Here is a 19,739-nt window from a genome sequence, read left to right as displayed (position 1 = left end):
CCTCATGAACCTCGCACTCTGGATCGCCGCCGGGCTGCTCGCCGCCGTGGCCCTGCTCAGCGGCTTCAACAAGACGTTCGTGCCGCAGCGGAAGCTGGCCGCCATCCACGGCGGAGCGTGGACCGGGGACGTCAGCGTCGTCTTCCTCAAGACCCTCGGGATCGTCGAACTGCTGGCCGCGGCCGGCCTGGTCCTGCCCGCTGTGGTCGACATCGCGCCGGTGCTGGTGCCGGTGACCGCCATCTGCTGGATCGCGCTGATGATCGGCGCGATCATCACCCACGTGCGCTACCGCGACGGCGCGCTGTTCGTGGGGCTGAACCTGACCTACCTGGCCCTCGCCGCCTTCATCGCGTGGGGCCGGTTCGGTCCGGAGCCGTTCGCGGCCTGACGCGGCGAGACGAGGAGAGGAACCCCGAGAATGGGCGAGGGTGTCACGGACCCGGCGACCGAGGCTTTCGTCGCGCACCGCAACCTGCTCTTCACGGTCGCCTACGAGATGCTCGGGTCGGCCGCCGACGCCGAGGACGTGCTCCAGGAGACCTGGCTGCGGTGGGTCAGAGTCGACCTGGCGCAGGTGCGCGACCAGCGTGCCTACCTGGTCCGGATCACGACCCGGCAGGCGCTCAACCGGCTGCGCACCATGCGGCGCCGCAAGGAGGCCTACGTGGGGCCGTGGCTGCCCGAGCCGGTGCTGACCACACCGGACGTGGCCGAGGACGTCGAGCTCGCCGAGAGCGTGTCGATGGCGCTGATGCTCGTGCTGGAGACGTTGTCGCCGACCGAGCGTGCCGTGTTCGTCCTGCGCGAGGCGTTCGGCCTGACCTACGACGAGATCGCGGACGCCGTCGACAAGAGCCCCGTGACCGTGCGCCAGATCGCGCTGCGCGCCCGCAGGCACGTCGAGGCGCGCAGGCGGCGCACGGTGGTCTCGGCGAGCCAGACCCGGGCGGCGCTGGAGTCGTTCCAGCGCGCGGTGGAGACCCGGGACCTGCAGGGGCTGCTCGACGTGCTCGCCCCCGAGGTGGTGCTCGTCAGCGACGGCGGCGGCGTGAAGCAGGCGGCGTTGCGGCCGGTGGCCGGCGCCGAGAAGGTGGGCAGGCTGCTCTTCGGCGGGCTCGGCAGGCTCGAGGACCCGCTGACCGGTGAGGTCACCGTGGTCAACGGCCATCCTGCCCTCGTCGTGCGCCTCGGCGGCGAACTCGACGGGATCATGGCGATCCGCGTCGAGAACGCCCGCATCACCGGCATCTACTACGTGCGCAACCCGGAGAAGCTCACCCACGTCGAGTCCGAGACGCCGCTGACCTTGCGCTGAGTGCCGCTCAGCGGTTGGCCGCGGACCGGACGAAGGCCGCCAGATCCCTGGACTGCTGCACCCGCGACGGTTCGTGGACGTACATCATGTGGCCCGCCGGGTAGTAGGCGGTCTCCACATTGGACCGAAGGTCGTCCGGGATGCGCAGCTGCGCCAGCACGTGTTCGGCCGCGTAGTACGGCGTCGCGCCGTCGTAGTGGCCGAGCGCCACGTGCAGCCGCAGATGGGGGTTGGCGCGCATCGCGGCGCTGAGACCGTCCACCACGGACACCGAGCGGCCCTCGAAGTCGGAGTACGACCACGCGCGGTTGACATCGAGCGAGAGGATCTCGTACGGCAGGTCGTTGGAGTACTCCAGCTCGGAACGCACGTAGTGGTTGAAGCCCGCCGAGTACGCGCCGATGATGCGCGAGATCGAGGCGTCGTCGCTCATGTGCTCCCGGCCGCCGTCCGGCTCCCACGTGGTGAACCGGCCGTCCATGCGGCCGGTGGTGAGGCCCTCGTCCCTCAGCAGCTCCGTGAAGAAGCGGACGTGCTCGATGCGCAGGTTCACCCGGTCTACATAGGACTCCGAAAGCCCGGTGAGTCCGGCGAGCCTGCTCACCAGGTCGGTTCGTTCGTCGGCGGAGAGCCGGGCGCCGCGCTGCAGCGCCCACGGCAGGTCGCGCGCGGCGAACTCCTCCGCCTCGGCGAGTACGTCCTCCAGCGCGCGGTCGCCGTGCTTGCCGTGGTAGTGCGCGATGGCGGCGTACGTCGGCACGTACAGGGAGTAGGGCAGGTCGTTGCCCTCGTGGAAGACGATCGTGCCCATGTCGAGCACCGACGAGATCAGCAGCAGCCCGTTGAGGTAGAGGCCGTGCCGCTCCTGCAGGTGCGACGCCAGCGCCGCGGCCCGCAGGGTGCCGTACGACTCGCCGGCGACGAACTTGGGCGACATCCACCGCTCGTTGCGGGAGGTCCACAGGCGGATCACCTCGCCGACCGACTCCACGTCGGGCGTGAACCCGTGGTAGTCCTTCGGTTTCTCCCCGTTGGCGGCGCGCGAGTACCCGGTGGAGACCGGGTCGATGAACACGAGATCGCTGTGCGCGAGCAGCGTCTCCGGGTTGTCGGCGAGCCGGTACGGGGGCGGCTCCGGGGCGTCGACGTCGCCCGAGACGATGCGGCGCGGCCCGAGCAGCCCCATGTGCAGCCAGATGCTCGACGAGCCGGGGCCGCCGTTGAAGGCGAAGGTCACCGGTCGTGTCGTCGGGTCGGCGCCGTCGAGCGTGTAGGCGGTGACGAACACCTCGGCCTTGGGCCTGTGACCCTCGAACTTGCCGTCGGTGAGGACCTCCTTGCGCAGCACGATCCGCCCGGTCTGGGCCGTGTAGGCCAGCTTGCGGCGCTTGACCGTGAGCGTGTGCTGGGTGGTGACCAGGTCGTCGGTGGGCTCCGGCGCGGACTCCGCCTTGCCGGTGGGCTCGGCGGCGTCGTTGTTCGTGGTCTCGGGCATGGCTCCAACCTAGATCACGGCACAATGGAGTTGTGGCGACAGCACCGAAGTCGCTCGCGGCGCTCGACGCGGCCGTGAGCGAGTGCCGCGCCTGTCCCCGCCTGGTGCGGTGGCGGGAGCAGGTGGCGAGGACCAAGCGCGCCGCCTACGCGGGCGAGCAGTACTGGGGCAGGCCGGTGCCCGGCTTCGGGCCCGCCGACGCCTCGCTGGCCCTGGTCGGGCTCGCGCCTGCCGCGCACGGCGGCAACCGCACCGGCCGGATGTTCACGGGCGACCGCTCGGGCGACGTGCTGTTCCAGGCCCTCTACGACGTGGGGCTGGCCTCGCAGCCCACGGCGGTGCACCGCGACGACGGCCTGACCCTGCGCGGTACGCGCGTCACCGCGCCGGTGCACTGCGCGCCCCCCGACAACAAGCCGACCCCTGCCGAGCGTGACACGTGCCGCCCGTGGCTGGCCCGCGAGCTGGAGCTGCTCCGCCCGACGCTGCGTGCCGTGGTGGTTCTGGGCGGGTTCGGCTGGCAGGCGCTGCTGCCGGTGCTCGCCGAGGCGGGGTGGGAGGTGCCGCGCCCGCGCCCGCGTTTCGGTCACGGCGCGCACGTGCGCCTGGAAGGGCCGTCCGAGCTGCACCTGCTCGGGTGCTACCACGTGTCGCAGCAGAACACCTTCACGGGCAGGTTGACGCCTGCCATGGTGCGTGAGGTGCTCGCGAGAGGAGCATCACTCGCGGGGCTCGACTGAATCGTTTGCGTAAACGTGGCGACGCTGGTCACAGCCAGGTAGGGTCCGCGAGCATTCCCCGGGGACCGGTGCGACCATGGAGTCATGGCAGTCAAGTCGGAACCGACGCGGATCCTGGTCCTCGGTGGCGGATACGTCGGCTTGTACACGGCGCTGGGACTCCAGAAGAAGCTCCGCGCCAACGAGGCCTCCGTGACCATCGTCGATCCTCAGCCGCACATGACCTACCAGCCGTTCCTCCCCGAGGCGGCTGCCGGGGCCATCGAGCCCCGGCACGTGGTGGTGCCGCTGCGCCGGGTGCTCCGACGCTGCCACGTGCTCACCGCGCGCGTCACCAAGATCGAGAACGAGCGCAAGACCGTCACGGTCGAGGCGGCCGACGGCCACATCGAGCAGCTCAACTACGACGTGCTCGTGGTGGCGCTCGGCTCGGTCGCGCGGATCCTGCCGATCCCCGGCCTCGCCGAGGAGGGCATCGCCTTCAAGACCATCGGCGAGGCGATCTACCTGCGCAATCACGTGCTGACGAAGCTGGACGAGGCCGCCAGCACGCTCGACCCCGAGCTGCGCAAGCGTTTGCTCACCTTCACCGTTGTCGGCGGTGGCTTCGCGGGCATCGAGGCGCTCGCCGAGCTGGAGGACATGACGCGCTTCGCGACCCGCTACTACGAGAACATCCAGCCGGAGGACATCCGGTGGGTGCTCGTCGAGGCCGCGGGCCGGATCCTGCCCGAGGTGCGCGAGACGCTGGGCGTCTGGACGGCCGAGCAGCTCGAGAAGCGCGGCATCGAGGTCTACCTGTCGACGGCGGCCAAGTCGTTCGAGAACGGGCATGTCGTGCTCTCCGACGGCACCGAGTTCGACAGCGACACGATCATCTGGACGGCGGGCGTGAAGGCCAACCCGGTGCTGGCCAACTCGGACCTGCCGGTCGACAAGCGTGGCAGGCTCCAGGCGACCGCGGGCCTGCAGGTGGTCGGCCAGCCGAACGTGTGGACGGCGGGCGACATCGCGGCCGTGCCGGACCTCTCGCGGACCGAGGAGGACCCGACGGCGACCTGCCCGCCGAACGCCCAGCACGCGGTGCGGCAGGCGCGCCACCTGGCGAAGAACATCATCCGGGTGCTCCGGGGCGGTCAGCCGGTGGACTACTACCACAGGAACGTCGGCTCGGTGGCCAGCCTCGGCCTGCACAAGGGTGTCGCGGACACGTTCAACATCAAGGTCAAGGGCTTCGCGGCCTGGGTGATGCACCGCGCCTACCACGTCAAGGCCATGCCGACCTTCAACCGCAAGGTCCGGATCCTGCTCGACTGGGCGCTGGGTGGCCTGCTCCGCCGCGAGGTCGTCTCGCTGGGCCAGATCAACAACCCGAAGGAAGAGTTCGCCCGGGCTTCTCGGTCCTGACGGCCACGGGGGCATAAGCTGCACGGTGCCCCCGTAGCCCAATCGGCAGAGGCAGTCGACTTAAAATCGATCAAGTGCGGGTTCGAGTCCCGTCGGGGGCACTATCCGCACTGGTCAGCGACCTGGGGCAGGGCATCCGAGATCATTTCCCCGGTTTATCCCCGGAATTCGAATCGCCCGCCATTTTCGAGCGACTCCAGCGCCGACGCTGCCCGAGGCGACGCGCCCCCGCGCCCCATGTAGACGTCCTGGGTCAGGGAACTTGCGGCCATCTGCGGCGTGGCACGTGTGACGGTTCGGCGAGCCGTGATGGCGCTGCGCGACGAGGGTCCTGTGACAGTCACCCACGGTCGCGGAACGTTCGTCACCAAGCGACGGTGAATCGGCGTCCGACGCCAGCAGCCGCGTTTCGTCCTTCATGCGTGTCCAGAACGACCTGTGCCGGTTCGTCGCGGGTTATCGTGTAGGCATGACTGCGGCGGCCTCGCACCACGGCAGGAACCCGGACCGGGCGCGATTCGACTTGCCCCGGGACATCCGGGCTGCCCTGCTGCCCGAGGAAGTTCCCGCGTTCGAGGCTGCGTATCAGCAGGCGTTACGGGACGCGTCGGAGACGGTGAGCCTGGAAGTGCTGCAGTCGACGTTGGCGAACTGGCGGCGCATCGCCCAGATGACGCAGGCCGACCCGGCCGCGCACCGTCGGATGCTCCAGCAGGCCGAGCGGACCCGCCGCACCGGCGAACCGCCCGAGGGTGCCGTCGAGTGGAATCAGCTACGGGCCGAGCTGGGCGTCTGACCTTCCGGTGGCCTACCGCATAGTGACGGACCCACAAGTCCGTTCCCAGATCCGTGCCCTTCCAGCGGACGTGCTGCCTGCTGGCCGACGCAATGGGTGTCCTCGAGCTCACGCCGTGGAACGGCCGCCCGTACAACGAGGCCGACCCGGACGGCTGGATGCGGCAACTCGATTTCGCGAACGGCCGTGGGTTCGTCACCTATCTTGTCCTTGACGATCAGGACCGGGTGGACGTGCTGAATGTGACCTGGCTCGGGCGCGAATAAGGTCAACGGATCGCAAGAACAAAGCCGCTTACGCTCACTCGGCGACGAGGCGAGAGGCACCGAGTTTCCCCCGGAACTCAGTGCGATACGTCCCGAGGCGTTGATAGAGGACAGGCATAAGCTTCTGCTAAGGATGCAGGTAGTGCGGGATGACAGCAGGCGTCAGCAACGTTCGATGATCACCGATCGGAAATCGATCGAGTGCGGGTCGAGTCCCGTCGGGGCACCATCCGCACTGGTCGGAGACCTTATCTGTGGGGAACCAAGATCGAGTGCCCCACTAGCTCGGTGACCCTCACAAGACGTCCTCTAGTGTGGCGCCCTCCGAGGCCGCGCCGCTATCGGCCGGCATGGCGCGGCGCTCACCTCTGGCAGCCACGCGACAGGCCGGCGGCTGCACCGAGGACCGCAGCTCAAGAAGGCGAGAACGTCCTCGCCGGACAGGCAAGTCTTCGAGGTGGCGGGGTCGAGCGCGGCGGTTGCGTCCGTGTGCGACCGAGCGGCATCTCGCCGACCTCCTGGAGGGTTATCACGCCGTGCCAAAGGGCAGCCGGGCAGGCACGCGGTGGCTGAGTGAAATGTGCGCTCGTAGATCCGGTGTACCCGTGCGACGTCTCGTGTCTCCAGCCGTGCAGGTCCCGACGCTCGGACCTGCCGCACATCGTGTGGTGGATCGAACGTGGCCACCATCGCCGCCACGTCTCGTCCGTCGCGGGCTGCGTCAAGAAACGGCGATGGCCGACCCTCGATCGTGCCGGGCGAACTGAACCAGAAACGCCCGGCCTCAACGAGGAACCACATCGTGGCCAGAGCGGGTCTGCCCGCTCGCTGGTGCGCTCGAATTCGGCGATCACGTCGGCCAGCATTTCCCCCTTCGGCGACGACGAAGCTGCCTTCGCCAGGGATGGCGTTGCCATCGCATTCGACTGCGTCCAGACCGAGCAGAACATGCTGGAACCAGCGGCGTTCGGCGATGGCGGCGTGCTTGATCGGCCCGATCGGCGTGGTCAGTGACGCCATCGGGGTTCGTGGCGAGGCGGGCCCTCCCGCGGTCACCGTCGTCGTGGCGGCGGAAATGCCACCGCGATCTCGGTCGCCGCGTCCAGGACGGCGCCGTCAGGGTGGCCGGTGACCGGCTCGGCCTCGGCGATCACGGTTGTGGCTCCGCGGCGCTCGGAGTGATAGTGCAGGCCGGTGAACTCGACTCCGGCCACGCCGAGCGCCGCGGCCCGGCGGGGCGTGACGTTTCCCGTGCCGTCCGTGTCGGCGAGATCCTTGAGGCGTTGTGCGTGATCCCGGTTGGCCATGCGCACCCAGGCGATCGCCACGACGATCGTGTTGCCGTGGCCGTCTCCGATGACGAGCAACCGTCGCTTCAACGACCGGCACGGGGTGCGCAGGAAGAACTGTTGCACCTCGCCGTAGGAATGCATGGCACAGTTCGCCGCCTGCTCGCCCCAGCGTTCGAGCCTGCGCCAGCCGAGCCGGCTCCAGGCGCGCTTGGCGCGTCCCTGACGGGCCTCCGCTCGGGCGCTGCTGGTCTTCGCGCGCAGAGCCTGGCCGGCTGCCGCGTCGAGGGCAGCCCCCGTGGTCCCTGCTGAGCCGGCGCCTCCCAGGCCGCCGCCTGCCGCGAGCCCGCCTGCGAGTATGGCCGCGGCCACGACTGCTCCGCCGCCCTTCTTCGGGGTGATCGGATACTTGCTGCCATCCGGCCGGCTGCGAATCACGGGCACGGCAGAACCTCCTCCCTGGGTCTTGCCGAGGGCCGATTCTGGCGCGCCGCTGAGCGGCCGACATCCGAATGCGGCCGAACCACCCGAACAGACCAGGCCCCGGTCAGCCGCAGGTGGGCCGCGCGACGGCGTCGGTGCGGCGTTCGAGCAGGATGGTGTCGTGCCACGTGCCGTCGCGCTGGGCGATGCGTTCGCGGACGCCGACGGTGCGGTAGCCGGCGGAGTGGTGCAGCCCGATGCTGGCGCGGTTCTCGGTGAACACCGAGGTCTGCAGCGTCCAGAGCCCGGCGTCGTCGGCCTCCACGACCTGCTTGCGGATGAGCGCCTTGCCGACCCCGCGGCCACGGTAGTGCTCGGCGACGTAGATCGAGCTCTCGGCCACCCCGGCATAGCAGGCGCGCGCCGAAACGGGGCTCAGCGCGGTCCAGCCGACGACCTCGCCGTCGAGGACGGCGACCCATCGGTGTCCGGGCAGCCATTGCGCGTCGAGGGTGCCGCGGCTGGGCACGGCGGTCTCGAAGGTGGCGATCCCGGTGGCGATGCCCTCGCCGTAGATCCGCCGCACGGCGGGCCAGTCACCGGGCCGCAGCTCCCGGATGTGCACGTCCGACGGGGTGTCCTCCGGGCAGCAGGGACGCGGCGCCAGCAGTCCCATCACCGCGTCGGCAGCGTGCGGCAGGCCGGTGCAGCAGTTCTCGTTGATCCACACCCGGGTGGTCGTGCCCTCCCTGTGCAGACGAAGAAACCCCACGTCAGCAAGCTTGCGGACGTGGTGTGAGCAGGTGGACTGGCTGATGCCGAGCTGCTCGGTCAGTGCGCCGACGGTGATGCCGCCCGGGCTGACGGCCACGGCGTGCAGCAGCCGCACCCGCGTGGGCTCGGCCAGGCAGGCGAACCACTCGGCGTAGGTGGCGGCCTCCTGGTCGGGCAGCAGCAATGGCTGCGGAGCGGTCGTCGTCATGCCCGCATTATCGACACCGATCGATGGTTGCGTCAATCGATGCCGGTCGATACAGTCTCGCCCAAGTCAATCGATGGCAGTCGATGAAGGGTGAGACTCATGAGTGAGTTGCCGGTGGCCGTCGTGGGGGCCGGTCCGGTGGGCCTGGCCGCCGCGGCCGAGTTGGCCGAGCGCGGGATCGAGCCGGTGGTGCTGGAACGCGCCACGCAGGCCGGAGCGGCGGTGGCGCAGTGGCACCACGTGCGGCTGTTCTCGCCGTGGTCGGAGCTGGTGGCCCCGGCCGCGCGGCGGCTGCTCGAGGCGACCGGGTGGCAGCCGCCCGTGGCCGAGACGTACCCGACCGGGCGGCAGTGGGCGGAGGAGTACCTGCGTCCGCTGGCGGCGGCTCTCGGGTCCCGCGTGCGGTTCGGCGCCGAGGTCGCCGGCGTGGCCCGGCGCGGCCGGGACCGGGTGGTGGACGCGGGTCGGGACAGCGAGCCGCTGGTCGTCCACATCAGACACTCCAGCGGCGCCGAGGAGCGGTTGGCCGCCCGCGCGCTCATCGACGCTTCGGGCACGTGGGGTTCGCCCAATCCCGTCGGCGGCGATGGCCTGCCCGCACTCGGCGAGCGGGCGGCGGCCGACCGCATCACCTACCGCGTCCCGGACCTGACCGACGACAGGACGCGCGCCCCCTACGCGGGCAGGCACGTGGCCGTGGCCGGCAGCGGGCACTCGGCACTGACGGCGCTGGTCGCGCTCACCGGCCTCGCGGACACGGGAACGCGGGTGAGCTGGGTGCTGCGCCGCGGGAAGGTCGGCGACGCCTTCGGCGGCGGTGACGCCGACCAGCTGCCCGCGCGCGGGGCGCTCGGGCAGCGGGCGAAAGACGCCGTGGCCGCGGGCCACGTACGGGTGGTCACCGGCTTTCGTACCGAGGCCGTCGAGCGGGAGCCCGGCGGGCGGCTGGCCCTGGTGTCCGACCACGGCGAGCGCCTCGGCGAGATCGACGAGGTGGTGGCGCTCACCGGGTTCCGGCCGGACCTGTCGTGGCTGTCGGAACTGCGGCTCGACCTCGACGTGACGTTGCAGGCACCGGTCAGCCTGGCACCGCTGATCGATCCGAACGTGCACTCGTGCGGCACCGTGTACCCGCACGGCGTGCGCGAGCTGTCGCACCCGGAGCCCGGGGTGTTCCTCGCCGGGATGAAGAGCTATGGCAGGGCGCCGACCTTCCTGGCGATGACCGGCTACGAGCAGGTACGCAGCATCGCCGCGCAGCTCGCGGGCGACCAGGCCGCCGCGGAGCGGGTGGAACTGGTGCTGCCCGAGACCGGGGTGTGCGGCGGCGCAGGGCTGTTCGACGAGCCGGACGGTGCGGCGGCAGGCGGCTGCTGCGGCGGCGGCGAGCCGGAGGTGCTCGGCCTGGCGGCCCCGTCGGCCCAGCGCTGATGGCGCTGCCCCCGGCAGCGCCGGTGGCGTCGCTGACCGAGGCCGGGCTGCGGCGGGTGCTGGCCACCCTGTGCGTCACCGAGATCACCAGCTGGGGCGTGCTGTATTACGCGTTCCCGGTACTGGCCTCGGACATCAGCGCGGACACCGGCTGGTCGCTGGCGTCGCTGACGGCGGCGTTCTCGGCGGGCCAGCTGGTGGCGGCGCTGGTGGGCATCCCGGTGGGGCGGATTCTCGACCGGCGCGGCCCGCGCGCCGTGATGACCGCCGGGTCGGTCTTGGCGGCGCCCGCGCTGCTGGCCGTCGCCGCCGCGCAGAACCTGGCGTGGTTCTTCGCCGCGTGGATGCTGGCAGGCGTCGCCATGGGGGCCGTGCTCTACCCGCCCGCGTTCGCGGCCCTGACCCGCTGGTACGGGCCACGCCGCGTGCGGGCGCTGACGCTGCTGACGCTCGCGGCCGGGCTCGCCAGCACCGTGTTCGCGCCCGTGACGGCCGCCCTCGCGGCCCACCTGCACTGGCGCGCGGTCTACGTCGTGCTCGCGATCGTGCTGGCGGCCGTCACGCTGCCGGGGCATGCCTGGGGCCTGCGTGGTCCCTGGCCGCCTCCCGAAACCCGCGGCGACAGGGTCGCCGGTCAGACGCCGGGTCACGTCGCCCGCAGCCGCCCGTTCGCCGCCCTCGTCGCGGCGTTCGCGCTGACGGCGCTCGCCACCTATGCGGTGGTGATCAACCTGGTACCCCTGCTCGCCGAGCGAGGGGTCGGTGCGGGAACGGCGGCCGTGGCGCTCGGCCTCGGCGGGCTCGGCCAGGTGCTCGGCCGTCTCGGCTACGCGCCGCTGGCCCGGCGACTGGGCGTGCGGGCCCGGACCGTACTGGTCCTGGCCGCGGTCGCGGTCACCACCGCCCTGCTCGGCGTGCTGACGTCGGTGGCGGCGCTGATTACGGCGGCCGTCGTCGCGGGCATGGCCCGCGGCATTCTCACCCTGCTGCAGGCCACGGCCGTCACCGACCGCTGGGGCGCCACCCACTACGGCCGGCTTACCGGCATCCTTTCCGCCCCGCTCACCGTCACCGTCGCACTGGCCCCGTGGGCCGGTGCGAGCCTCGCCGCCGCGCTCGGCGGCTACTCACCGATGTTTCTCGTGCTCGCCGCCTTCGCACTGGGAGGCTCCGCGCTCGGGCTGGCCAGCACACCACCCGCACCCGAGAGGACACCATGAACGACGTCATCGTGATCGGCGGCGGCCAGTCCGGGATCGCCGCAGCCCGCGCGGCCCGGAACCGGGGCCTCACCCCGCTGGTCCTGGAAGCGGGGCCCGAGCCGGCGGGCTCGTGGCCGCGCTACTACGACAGCCTCACCCTCTTCTCTCCCGCGGGCTACAGCGGCCCGCCCCACGCGCCGTTCCCCGGCGATCCCGAGCGCTATCCCACCCGGGACGAGGTCGCCGACCACCTGCGCGGTCAGGCCGCGAGCCTGGACGTCGAGATCCGCACCGGCACGCGCGTCGTCGCCGTGACCGCCGACCAGGCGGGCGGGTTCACCGTCCGCACCGCCGACGGCCAGACGTTGCCCACGGCAGGCGTCGTGGCCGCCAGCGGCTCCTTCGGCAACCCGCACCGGCCGGAGCTGCCCGGCCACGCGGGCTTCACCGGCGAGGTGCTGCACGCGGCGGACTACCGCAACCCCAAGCCCTTCGCGGGGCAGCGCGTCGTGATCGTCGGCGCGGGAAACTCGGCGGTGCAGATCGGCTACGAGCTGGCCGACGTCGCCGACGTCACGCTCGCCACCCGCGGCCCGATCGGGTTCGTGCCGCAGCGGCACGACGGGCAGGACCTGCACTACTGGCTGCGGCGCACCGGCTTCGACGACCTGCCGCCGGAATGGCTGGCTCGCCTGGTCACCGCCACGCTGGTGCTGGACACCGGCGACTACCGCCGTGCCTTCGACAGCGGCCGCCTCGACCGGCGGCCGGTGTTCACCGGCTTCGACGGCGACCATGTCGTCTGGCCGGACGGCACGCGCGAGCGGGTGGACACGGTGCTGTTCGCCACCGGGTACCGGCCGCACCTGGACTACCTCGAACCGCTCGGTGCGCTCGCGGACGGCCTCCCCCTGCACTCCGGAGGGCTTTCCGCGACTCACCCCGGCCTGGTCTACGTCGGGCTGGAGTTCCAGCGCTCGTTCGCGTCCAACACCCTGCGTGGCGTGCACCGGGACGCCGAGTACGTCACCGCGGCGCTGGCCGCGCACGTCGGCAAGGCAGGCGCTCTGGTGGCCTGAGCGCACCGCCGATCCGCCGAAATGCACCGGCGGAGGGCGGGGACGTGTACCGTGAGGAGCAGCAGGCGCTCCGTTTCGTAGCCGAGCGCTTCGGACGACGTCGATTCATGGCCGACGTCGAGCTGGGCGACCTGCCCCGTATCTGTCAGCGCGAACGGGTCTCGCGACATCGTGCGAGTGATCGAGTTCGCCCACCCGGCCCGTTTCCCGCGCCATTTTTCGACCAGCCGGTCGCCATTGCGGTTGCCGCCGAAGGAGCTTTCATGCCCACCAACGACCCCTGCTCGTCCCCGGCCGGATCGACCGTCGCGCCGGTGGTCTTCAGCCACCCGGTCACGCAGTCTCCCGCCAGTGAGCCCACGGCCGCCAGCGACCGGGCACGGCAGGTCCGCTTTTCCGCGGCGCCGTCCGGCCTCAGTACCGGACCGCGGCGATGAGCGGCTCCGCCGCCACGGCGACGACGACAACCGGCGGTGAGTACGCGGCCCTGCTGGGCGAGGTGCGGGCCGCCGGGCTGCTCCGCCGTCGCTACGGCTACTACGCGTGGAAGATCGCCGGCAACCTGGCCGTGCTGGCCGGGGCCTGGGTCGCGTTCGCCTTCCTCGGCGACAGCTGGTGGCAGCTCATGATCGCCGCGGTGCTGGCGGTCGTGTTCGCGCAACTGGCGTTCATCGGCCACGACGCAGGGCACAAGCAGATCTTCCGCACGCGCCGTCCCAACGACATCCTGGGCACCGTGCACGGTGGACTGGTCGGCATGAGCTATCGCTGGTGGATCAGCGGGCACAACCGGCACCACGCCAATCCCAACCACGAGGACCACGATCCCGACCTCGACATCCCCGCGCTGGCCTTCACCAGCCGGCAGGCGCGGATCAAGTCCGGGTTCCTGCGCTGGATGGCCAAGCACCAGGCCGTGCTGTTCTTCCCGTTGCTGACGCTCGAAGGGCTGAACCTGCACGTGTCCGGGATCCGGGCCATCTGGCGGGGCGAGACGAAGGCACGCAGGCTGGAAGGTGCGCTGCTGACCGCCCACGTCGTGGTGTATCTGGCCGCGGTCTTCCTGGTGCTCTCGCCTGGGCTCGCGGTGCTGTTCGTCGTGATCCACCAGGCCCTGTGGGGTGTCTACATGGGATGCTCGTTCGCCCCCAACCACAAGGGGATGCCGACGATGACGGGCCAGCCGCTCGACTTCCTGCGCAGGCAGGTGCTGACGTCGCGCAACGTGCGCGGCGGGCGGCTCACCGACTTCGCGCTGGGCGGGTTGAACTACCAGATCGAGCACCATCTGTTCCCGAACATGCCGAGGCCGCACCTGCGGCATGCCCAGCCGATCGTCCGGCGATTCTGCGCCGAGCACGGCATCTCCTACAGCCAGACCAGTCTCGTCCGGTCCTACCGCCACGTGCTGGAGCACCTGCACGAGATGGGCGCGCCGCTGCGTGCGGCCGACCGGGCCCGCACCGCGTAGGCCGGCGAGTCCCGGCCCGCTGCCGAGCCGAGCCGAGCGAGCCGAAGGGCACCTTGGGTACCTGATGCGTACCCAAGGTCACCTTCGGCTCGCTGGCGTTGGTGGTGCCGTGCCGGGTGGGTTGGTGGGTGTCGGTGTGCACGTGGCCGTCGCCGGTGTGCGCGTCGCCGGTGCCGGTGCCGAGCCGAAGGGCACCTTGGGTACCTGATGCGTACCCAAGGTGCCCTTCGGCTCGCTGGCGGTGCCAGGCCGGAGCCCGTCAGCGGGGGCCGGTGTGCGCCGGTGACGGGTCCGCGTCCGCTGGCAGGGGCTGGGCTTCGCGGCGGCGGGAGCGCACGGCGTGCACCACCACCGCGAGCGTCGCGGCCAGGAAGATGACCTGCTGTGCCGTACGGGGCCACAGCTGGTCGTCCCACGCCGTCAGCAGCCCGGACTGCGCCGCGTAGACGTTGGCCGGGAACATCGCGACGAGCAGCAGGCTCAGCCCGCCCGCCGCCCACGGCGCCGTCCGGTGCCACAGCAACCCCACCACGCCGGCCAGCTCCAGCACCCCGGTCACGGTCACCAGCAACTCGGGGGCGGGCAGCGCCGGAGGCACCATGTCGATCAAGGTGCCGCGCATCCCGACGAAGTGCGAGACACCGGTGGCGGTGAACATCGCCGCGATGCCGCCGCGCACCGCCACCGGCCACGGCCGCAACCGCCGCACGCCCATGGCGCCCGCCGCCAGCAATCCCAGCGTGACGAGCACGAGTATCAGCAGCACAGACATGGGATCCCCTCCCCGCAACGTCAACTTGACACTGACAAGATTGCCGGACGGACGTCATCTTGTCAATGTCTAGATTGCCGCTAGGCTGGTGTCATGCCGAGCCGCCGATATCACCACGGCGACCTCCGCCGCGCCGTGCTCGACGCGGCCGTCGAGGTCATCACCGAGGCGGGCCCCGCGGGCGTCAGCCTGCGCGAACTGGCCCGCAGGGCAGGGGTCTCGCACGCGGGGCCCATCCATCACTTCGGCGACAAGGCCGGCGTGCTCACGGCGCTGGCGGCCGAGGGTTACGACCTGCTGGCCGGCTCGCTGACCGAGGTCCGGGACCGCACCGGCGAGTTCGTGGAGGTCGGAGTGGCCTACGTGCGCTTCGCCATCGCGCACCGCGCGCATTTCGAGGTGATGTTCCGCCCGGACCTCTATCACGCCGACGACCCGGCCGTGGTCGCCGCGAGCACGCGCGCGTCCGAGGTGCTCACCGGCGGCGTCGCCACCGTGGCCGATCGAACCGGGGATGCCGACCTCGCGGTCGCGGGCGTTGCCGCGTGGTCGATCGTGCACGGCTTCGCCACGCTGTGCCTGACCGGCGCGCTGTCACCCCGCTTCGCCGACGACCCGGAGACGACGGCGCGGGCGGTCGCGGGCATGCTCTTCCGGCGTCGGTGACGACCGTCCACACTGGTCACTCGGACGTCAGAGGGTTTCCTTGCACCTTGCCGGGTACACCGTCGGAGGACAGTACGCATACCCAGGGAAAGGCAACGCTCATGCCGGTGGCCGAGATGACCCGTACCTACCCCGCCGACCTCGGTGGCATCGACCGCGACGCGCTCGTGCGCTGCATCGAGGCGTGCCTTGCCTGCGCCCAGGCGTGCACGGCCTGCGCGGACGCCTGCCTTTCGGAGGCCGACGACCAGTTGCCGATGCTGCGCAAGTGCATCCGTTCCAACGCCGACTGCGCGGACGTCTGCGAGACGACCGCGCGCATCCTGTCCCGGCACACCGGCTACGACGCCAACCTCACGCAAGCCGTGCTGGAGGCGTGCGCCACCGTGTGCCGCTCCTGCGGCGACGAGTGCGAGCAGCATGCCGGCAGGCACGAACACTGCCGGGTCTGTGCCGAGGCGTGCCGGGACTGTGAACAGGCCTGCCGTGAGCTGATCGGCTCCCTCGGCTAGGCCATACGTCAGGGGGCACTGATATCACTCGTTGGTGATATATTGCGGGCGGTGGCGCGTCGCCGCACCACCGCCGTCAGCATCCGGCGCCTTCGAGGAGATCCCGTGCCCGACACACCCGAGGTCCTGTTCGTCTGCGTGCACAACGCAGGCAGGTCGCAGCTGGCGGCCGCGCTGCTCCAGCACTACGCGCTGGGCCGGATCGCCGTGCGTTCCGCGGGGTCCGAACCGGCGGAGAAGGTGAATCCCGCCGCCGCGCAGGCACTCGCCGAGTGGGGCCTCGACATCACCGCCGAGGTGCCGACGAAACTGTCCACAGCGGACGTGGAGGCAGCCGACGTGGTGATCACGATGGGTTGCGGCGACACGTGCCCGGTCTTTCCCGGCAAGCGGTACCTGGACTGGCAGCTCGACGACCCGGCGGGCCGCTCCGTGGAGCACGTGCGGCCGATCCGCGACGACATCGACCGGCGGGTGCGCGCGCTCGTCAGCGACCTGCTCGACGGCTGAGCGCGACGCCGGGGGCCATCATGGAGAACCGAACGTCGCACGCCGGGGTCGCGCTGGTCACCGGGGCCTCGCGAGGGCTGGGCGCGGCCATCGCCCGCGCACTCGCCAGGGATGGCGTGCCGGTGGCGATCAACTTCGCGCGCAACAAGGCGGCGGCCGACGCGCTGCGCGAGGAGATCGCCGGAGCCGGAGGCAGGGCGGAGGTGTTCCCCGCCGACATCACCGATGAGGCCGCCGTCGCCGAGCTGTGCCGCAGGGTCACCGCGTCACTTGGCGAGATCGACATCCTGGTGCTCAACGCCACCGGCCCGCAGCCGCTGCTCGACCTGGAGGAACTCGACTGGCGCGCCGTGCTCGACCAGCTGGAGTTCTTCGTCAAGAGCCCGTTGCTGCTCGCCAAGCAGGTGGTGCCGGGCATGAAGCGACGCGGGTACGGCCGGATCGTGCACGTCGGTTCGGAGGTGGTGGAGCTGGGCGTGCCGCACTCCAGCGCCTACGTGGCGGCCAAGGGTGCCCAGCTCGGGCTCATGCGCTCGTGGGCGCGCGAACTCGCCGGTCACGGGATCACCGTCAACCTCGTGGCCCCTGGCTGGATTCCGACGGAGCGGCACGACGGCGTCTCCGCCGACGAGGTGGATCGCTATGCCGCGGGGGTGCCGCTGGGTCATCTGGGCGTGCCGATGGACGTCGGTGAGGCCGTGGCCTTCCTCGCCTCCGGCAGGGCGGGGTTCATCACCGGTCAGCGGCTGGCGGTCAACGGTGGAAACACCCTGAGCTGAGCGGTGCGGACGGGTCTGGCGGGCCGGCAGCCGCACCCCCAGCCGGGCGACTGCCGACCCGAGACCGATCGCGGTTCCGGTCTGCGCAGGATGTCGCCCAGATCGGTTGCCGCAGTGGCCCGAGTCTGCCCGGCCGGGTGACACGCGATCAATGCGCGATCGCTAATGCGACCATTAGTTCGGCTAATAAACGCTGGTCCTGGCAATGGTGGCGGCCGTACGGGCGAACGCTCGGATGGTCGCGTTCTCGGCCGTCGCCGACCATACCGGCACCAGCGCCATCGGGGGCATGTCCCGGATCGGCACCACGGCCAGCCCGGGATACGGGACGTTGTCCAGCAGGGTCGCCACCGTCAGGTGCAGCCCATGGCCGCGGGCCACGAGCGTTCCCACGTCGTCGGCGGTGAGTTCGGGCCGGTGGGTGAGCCCCACGACGTCCTGCTCGGTGAGGGTGAGCTTGCGCCCGCTCGGCGTGACGCGCGGGGTCCACAACTCCTGCTGCAGCTGCGGTGCCGTGTGCGCGGGGTTGATGAGCACGTAGTCGACGAGGTCGTCGAGTTCCACCGACTCATGAGCGGTGAGCGGATGGTCCTCAGGGACGAGCACGGCCCTCGGCACGCGGGCCAGCACGGGGCCGACCACGAGCCTGCGGTGCTCCACGGCCCGGCCGTCGCCGCCCGGTGACCAGCACAGCACCACGTCGGTCTCCCCGTTCACCAGCGGCGGCTCCGGGTCGAGGCTGTGGCGCATCTGCAGGGTGTGCAGGTACACCCTGCACTCCGGGTGGCTTCGCTCGAAGGCCAGCGCCATCCGGGCCGCCAGCCCGTTGCCGATGCTCGGCAGGTAGCCGATGCGCAGCTGGCCGGTGATGTCGCGCGCCGCGGCCCGGCAGTCCCGCAGCGTGCGGATCAGCTCGTCGTAGCCCCGGCGCGCGCCGGTGAGGAACCGGACACCGAGCGGCGTGAGCGAGACCTGCCGGTTGCTGCGGTCGAACAGGGCGCCGCCGATCTCGCTCTCCAGCGCGCGGATGGTCTGGCTCACGCGGCCCTGGGTGATGTGCAGCCGCAGCGCGGCGCGGCCGAAGTGCAGTTCCTCGGCCAGCGTCAGGAAGACCTCGACCTCCCGGAGCTCCACGTGCTCACCCGCCTTCGACACACCGTCCGTGGTCCTACCAGATCCGAGCGGCCGGCGGAGGCGCACACGTCCCCGGTCCGCCGCGCTAGGACGTCCCGGGCTCGTCCGCCGGTTCCACCTCGAACAACGGCAGCAACCCCGCGATCTGCAGGACCCGCCGGGCGAAGCGGTCCACGTTGACCAGCCGGATCGTGCCGCCCCGCTGCGACACCGCCTCGTGGGCGCGGACCAGCGCGCTGATGCACGCCGAATCGAAGAAGGACAGGTGCGTGAAGTCGACCACCAGCCCTTGGGCGCCCCCTTCGATCAGCTCGTCCAGCGCCGCCGCCAGCTGGGGGGCCACGTCGTGATCGATCTCGCCGCTCAGCGCGACCAGTCCCCGGGTTCCGGCCAGTTCCGTCCGCACCGTCGGGCCTGCGGCCGTGACCGGGCGGGATTCGCCGTCGTGCATCGTCTCGATTTCTCCTGTCACCACCACGTGTCTCGGGGCACCGTTTGTGCCGGCTCTCGGGCTCAGCCATGCTGTGCCCTAAGTTTGCCAGCAGGCAACGAGTTCCTCAGCGCGAGGAAAGTCATGCGGAGACCCGGACCGGGAGGCGCGAGCGTGATCGCAGGCACCAACCAAACTGTTCGAGACGGCCTGACGGAGTTTCTCAAGATCCGCAGGGGCGACATCGAACGCGCCTGGGCCGCGACGCCGGTGTTCACGAGCAAGCGCCCCGCCGACGCCGCCGAGGAGTGCGCGGAGCTGCTTTCCGGGATCCGGCAGGTGATCGAGACCGGCACCGAGGAGGATCCCTCGGCGGACGGCTTCTCGGCGGTGCGCACGGTGCTCGGTTCGCTCGCGTCGCGGTCGGCGGGTGGCCCCTCGGGCAGCGACCGGCCGGACGTCACCGTGCTGAAGGCCCCGCTGCTGCGGTTGTGGGGTGAGCAGGGCCACGACGAGGACGTCACCAACGCCGGGGCCCTTGCGCTCTCGACGGCCATCAACACCCTGCGCATCGCGGTGCTGGAGATCGAGCTGTCGGCGGGCGCCGACACCATCCTCTCGCAGCGGCAGCAGCTGACCGAGCTGTCCACCCCGGTGATCAAGCTGTGGGACGGCATCCTGGCCATACCGCTGATCGGCACGCTGGACAGCAGCAGGGGCCAGGCCGCCACCGAGGCGCTGCTGCAGCAGATCGTCGCCCAGCAGGCGCGGGTGGCCATCCTCGACATCACGGGCGTGACGGCCGTCGACACGCTGGTGGCGCAGCATCTGCTGAAGACGGCGATGGCGGCGAGGCTGATGGGCGCCGAATGCGTCATCAGCGGCATCCGGCCGCAGATCGCCCAGACGATGGTGCAGCTGGGCATCGATCTCGGCGAGGTCGCGACCAGGGCCACGCTGGCCGACGCGTTCAGCCACGCCCTGCGCAAGATCGGGATGGCCATCACCCGCTCCGACAACGAGCCGGGGAGGTAGTC

The 19,739-nt window shown here is 71.1% G+C and carries 24 protein-coding genes and 1 tRNA gene; 19 read left to right on the top strand and 6 right to left on the bottom strand.

Annotated elements, in window-relative coordinates:
• Positions 1-4 precede the first annotated feature (4 nt).
• Together BAY60_RS28885 and BAY60_RS28880 are read left to right on the top strand one after the other, a co-directional pair.
• Entirely contained in the window at positions 5-391 is a 387-nt protein-coding gene (locus BAY60_RS28885; protein ID WP_112284497.1) for a DoxX family protein, read from the top strand.
• A 30-nt stretch (positions 392-421) separates the two neighbouring features.
• The gene (locus tag BAY60_RS28880; RefSeq protein ID WP_112284496.1) at positions 422-1,318 is read left to right on the top strand and encodes an RNA polymerase sigma-70 factor; all 897 of its coding nucleotides are present in this window, start codon (positions 422-424) and stop codon (positions 1,316-1,318) included.
• 7 nt (positions 1,319-1,325) lie between these two features.
• On the opposite strand, the gene BAY60_RS28875 is transcribed toward BAY60_RS28880, so the two are convergent.
• Entirely contained in the window at positions 1,326-2,813 is a 1,488-nt protein-coding gene (locus BAY60_RS28875) for a S10 family peptidase (protein ID WP_112284495.1), read from the bottom strand.
• A 32-nt stretch (positions 2,814-2,845) separates the two neighbouring features.
• Between BAY60_RS28875 and BAY60_RS28870 the strand changes: the two genes are divergently transcribed.
• From BAY60_RS28870 to BAY60_RS37640, 7 genes are all read left to right on the top strand, one after another.
• Positions 2,846-3,553: a uracil-DNA glycosylase gene (locus tag BAY60_RS28870; protein ID WP_112284494.1), complete on the top strand. Its 708-nt coding sequence runs from the start codon at positions 2,846-2,848 to the stop codon at positions 3,551-3,553.
• 84 nt (positions 3,554-3,637) lie between these two features.
• Complete coding sequence (locus tag BAY60_RS28865) at positions 3,638-4,960, top strand: NAD(P)/FAD-dependent oxidoreductase (RefSeq protein ID WP_112284493.1); 1,323 nt, start codon at positions 3,638-3,640, stop codon at positions 4,958-4,960.
• Between the two features lie 27 nt (positions 4,961-4,987).
• Positions 4,988-5,061 (top strand) — tRNA-Leu (locus BAY60_RS28860).
• Positions 5,062-5,239: 178 nt separating this feature from the next.
• On the top strand, positions 5,240-5,341 hold the full coding sequence (locus tag BAY60_RS28855; RefSeq protein ID WP_342769793.1) for a hypothetical protein: 102 nt from the start codon (positions 5,240-5,242) through the stop codon (positions 5,339-5,341).
• A gap of 88 nt (positions 5,342-5,429) precedes the next feature.
• A complete protein-coding gene (locus tag BAY60_RS28850; RefSeq protein ID WP_112284491.1) occupies positions 5,430-5,756 on the top strand; it encodes a DUF6247 family protein in 327 nt (108 codons plus the stop codon).
• 53 nt (positions 5,757-5,809) lie between these two features.
• The gene (locus BAY60_RS28845; RefSeq protein WP_245992848.1) at positions 5,810-6,022 is read left to right on the top strand and encodes a hypothetical protein; all 213 of its coding nucleotides are present in this window, start codon (positions 5,810-5,812) and stop codon (positions 6,020-6,022) included.
• A gap of 663 nt (positions 6,023-6,685) precedes the next feature.
• Complete coding sequence (locus tag BAY60_RS37640) at positions 6,686-7,036, top strand: hypothetical protein (protein ID WP_211330489.1); 351 nt, start codon at positions 6,686-6,688, stop codon at positions 7,034-7,036.
• 38 nt (positions 7,037-7,074) lie between these two features.
• On the opposite strand, the gene BAY60_RS28830 is transcribed toward BAY60_RS37640, so the two are convergent.
• Entirely contained in the window at positions 7,075-7,755 is a 681-nt protein-coding gene (locus BAY60_RS28830) for a hypothetical protein (protein ID WP_245992847.1), read from the bottom strand.
• Between the two features lie 103 nt (positions 7,756-7,858).
• Positions 7,859-8,716: a helix-turn-helix domain-containing GNAT family N-acetyltransferase gene (locus BAY60_RS28825; RefSeq protein WP_112284490.1), complete on the bottom strand. Its 858-nt coding sequence runs from the start codon at positions 8,714-8,716 to the stop codon at positions 7,859-7,861.
• Between the two features lie 99 nt (positions 8,717-8,815).
• On the opposite strand from BAY60_RS28825, the gene BAY60_RS28820 reads away from it, so the two are divergent.
• The 5 genes from BAY60_RS28820 to BAY60_RS28805 are packed head-to-tail and all read left to right on the top strand — an operon-like array spanning position 8,816 to position 13,899.
• Positions 8,816-10,147 (top strand): FAD-dependent oxidoreductase, encoded by a 1,332-nt coding sequence (locus BAY60_RS28820; RefSeq protein WP_112284489.1) that lies wholly within the window; start codon positions 8,816-8,818, stop codon positions 10,145-10,147.
• Positions 10,147-11,367, top strand: coding sequence for an MFS transporter (locus tag BAY60_RS28815; RefSeq protein WP_112284488.1), 1,221 nt, complete (start codon positions 10,147-10,149; stop codon positions 11,365-11,367). Before BAY60_RS28820 ends, BAY60_RS28815 begins: the two co-directional genes overlap by 1 nt.
• Positions 11,364-12,428, top strand: a complete 1,065-nt coding sequence (locus BAY60_RS28810; RefSeq protein WP_112284487.1) for a flavin-containing monooxygenase — start codon at positions 11,364-11,366, stop codon at positions 12,426-12,428. The genes BAY60_RS28815 and BAY60_RS28810 overlap by 4 nt, the downstream gene beginning before the upstream one ends.
• Positions 12,429-12,472: 44 nt before the next feature.
• Positions 12,473-12,865 carry a hypothetical protein gene (locus tag BAY60_RS36875; protein WP_146771100.1) on the top strand — a complete coding sequence of 131 codons (393 nt, stop codon included), beginning with the start codon at positions 12,473-12,475 and terminating at the stop codon, positions 12,863-12,865.
• Positions 12,862-13,899, top strand: a complete 1,038-nt coding sequence (locus BAY60_RS28805) for a fatty acid desaturase family protein (protein WP_112284486.1) — start codon at positions 12,862-12,864, stop codon at positions 13,897-13,899. The genes BAY60_RS36875 and BAY60_RS28805 overlap by 4 nt, the downstream gene beginning before the upstream one ends.
• A 259-nt stretch (positions 13,900-14,158) precedes the next feature.
• On the opposite strand, the gene BAY60_RS28800 is transcribed toward BAY60_RS28805, so the two are convergent.
• Positions 14,159-14,671 (bottom strand): DoxX family protein, encoded by a 513-nt coding sequence (locus tag BAY60_RS28800; protein WP_112284485.1) that lies wholly within the window; start codon positions 14,669-14,671, stop codon positions 14,159-14,161.
• 93 nt (positions 14,672-14,764) lie between these two features.
• Here BAY60_RS28800 and BAY60_RS28795 point away from each other — a divergent pair, with 93 nt between their 5' ends.
• The 4 genes from BAY60_RS28795 to BAY60_RS28780 all read left to right on the top strand — a co-directional run bounded on the left by BAY60_RS28795 (position 14,765) and on the right by BAY60_RS28780 (position 17,138).
• Positions 14,765-15,337, top strand: coding sequence for a TetR/AcrR family transcriptional regulator (locus BAY60_RS28795; protein WP_112284484.1), 573 nt, complete (start codon positions 14,765-14,767; stop codon positions 15,335-15,337).
• 101 nt (positions 15,338-15,438) lie between these two features.
• A complete protein-coding gene (locus BAY60_RS28790; protein ID WP_112284483.1) occupies positions 15,439-15,849 on the top strand; it encodes a four-helix bundle copper-binding protein in 411 nt (136 codons plus the stop codon).
• Positions 15,850-15,954: 105 nt separating this feature from the next.
• On the top strand, positions 15,955-16,359 hold the full coding sequence (locus tag BAY60_RS28785; RefSeq protein ID WP_112284482.1) for an arsenate reductase ArsC: 405 nt from the start codon (positions 15,955-15,957) through the stop codon (positions 16,357-16,359).
• A 20-nt stretch (positions 16,360-16,379) separates the two neighbouring features.
• Positions 16,380-17,138: an SDR family NAD(P)-dependent oxidoreductase gene (locus BAY60_RS28780; RefSeq protein ID WP_112284481.1), complete on the top strand. Its 759-nt coding sequence runs from the start codon at positions 16,380-16,382 to the stop codon at positions 17,136-17,138.
• 183 nt (positions 17,139-17,321) lie between these two features.
• Here the strand turns inward: BAY60_RS28780 and BAY60_RS28775 are convergent, their stop codons facing one another.
• Together BAY60_RS28775 and BAY60_RS28770 are read right to left on the bottom strand one after the other, a co-directional pair.
• Entirely contained in the window at positions 17,322-18,272 is a 951-nt protein-coding gene (locus BAY60_RS28775; protein ID WP_170160589.1) for a LysR family transcriptional regulator, read from the bottom strand.
• Positions 18,273-18,357: 85 nt separating this feature from the next.
• Positions 18,358-18,723, bottom strand: a complete 366-nt coding sequence (locus BAY60_RS28770; protein WP_112284479.1) for an STAS domain-containing protein — start codon at positions 18,721-18,723, stop codon at positions 18,358-18,360.
• Between the two features lie 153 nt (positions 18,724-18,876).
• Between BAY60_RS28770 and BAY60_RS28765 the strand changes: the two genes are divergently transcribed.
• On the top strand, positions 18,877-19,737 hold the full coding sequence (locus BAY60_RS28765) for an STAS domain-containing protein (RefSeq protein WP_245992844.1): 861 nt from the start codon (positions 18,877-18,879) through the stop codon (positions 19,735-19,737).
• The last annotated feature ends 2 nt before the right edge of the window (positions 19,738-19,739 follow it).

It is taken from the genome of Prauserella muralis (genome assembly GCF_003202285.1).
Lineage (GTDB): Bacteria > Actinomycetota > Actinomycetes > Mycobacteriales > Pseudonocardiaceae > Prauserella_B > Prauserella_B muralis.
Note: the sequence above shows the minus strand (reverse complement) of the source record. Positions and strands in the feature narration are given on the sequence as shown.